At 46.3% G+C, this 1,184-nt stretch carries 3 protein-coding genes; all 3 read right to left on the minus strand.

The genetic code is table 11. From position 1 onward, the window contains the following. Positions 1–207, minus strand: a 207-nt coding sequence (locus D6694_13225; protein RMH37533.1) for a hypothetical protein, incomplete at its 3' end; no start/stop codon positions are given. 172 nt (positions 208–379) lie between these two features. After that, complete coding sequence (locus D6694_13230) at positions 380–724, minus strand: DUF3024 domain-containing protein (protein ID RMH37534.1); 345 nt, start codon at positions 722–724, stop codon at positions 380–382. 76 nt (positions 725–800) lie between these two features. Then, positions 801–1,079, minus strand: coding sequence for a hypothetical protein (locus D6694_13235; GenBank protein ID RMH37535.1), 279 nt, complete (start codon positions 1,077–1,079; stop codon positions 801–803). Positions 1,080–1,184 lie beyond the last annotated feature (105 nt).

Raw genomic sequence — 1,184 nt, forward strand, 5'->3', positions numbered from 1 at the left:
ATATTCCCGGCGGCCGTCAATGTCGGCGGGGATGATGCCGCTGAACCGGACGATTTCGTCAGCCAGGGGACCCTTGTGCCGGGTTTGGAGGGATTTCAGGTAGCGGTCGATCAATTCGGTCATGGTCATGCCGTGCGCGGCGGCATAGTTCTTGGCAAAGTCGATGTCTTCTTCCGGCAGGCGGATGGTCAGCTTTCTCGTTGCCATAAAGGTACCTTTCCTGGCCAGCTTTGTACGGCTCATTTTACGGCCCTGTACGGCAGGCGTCAACTCCGGCCAAGGGGGGCTGTTGTCGTTTGTTGGCAACCTTAGCGATGTCTTTTTGATGCCCTCCTCAATTTTCCTCAACAATCCGGTTGATTAGATGGTTATGTGGCCTCTAGCCGAAGAAACAACCATATCTGTCAGTTTCAATTTCACTGACCAGTTTACCAAGGTCATTAGTGTCATTCAGGCCATCGTACTTTATATATTTCATATTTGCCCGTTGCCAATAAAGCTGCCAAATGTTTTTGGTTTTATTGAATTTCAATTTTGCTACCGAAAGTTCACTGCTCTCTTCAGGATTATTCCAGCGTGAACGAATTTCTAAAATGAGTACCTCATGGCCTTTAATTCTGTATTCGAACTTTAATTGGTCTTTGTGTTCTTCTGTTGATTTCTTCCTGCAAAGGCCACCAACGAGTTTGTCAATTCTTTTCAGCTCGATTTCTGAGAATGTCATGACCTTATTCCATTTTTTTTGCTATATAACGGTTCATGATAACCGGCGACGACGAACTGCTAGCCGACCACCGCAATTATAGAATTTTCTTTTCTGTTTTGCACAGCACAGAAGTGTTTTCCGTTCGGTTGATTAGTTTGTTGTATTGCTTTTTTGCTTTACTTGGTATTGCTGTAAAAGTTCGACACGGGTACAAGGGACCATTCAGGCTCACCTGAATTTCTTTTTTGATAGGGTCGAAAATTATTGTTTCCTCGCCACAGTCTTCAAACCTCCATTCGTGCCAAAAGACAAAATCTTCACCGAATTGGCATTTTATTTCTTTTCCTTTTGGGCGAGGGGTCAGGCTTGACAAACCTGCTTTCCTGTCTGGTGCTCCAGTCTGGACAGAGTCTCTCGCAACGCCCTGTCATCGAGTGCTTTCTGCTCGATCCGGTGCGCTGCCTGGCTCAGGGTGGTC

Source organism: Gammaproteobacteria bacterium, from assembly GCA_003696665.1.
Taxonomy (GTDB): Bacteria; Pseudomonadota; Gammaproteobacteria; order Enterobacterales.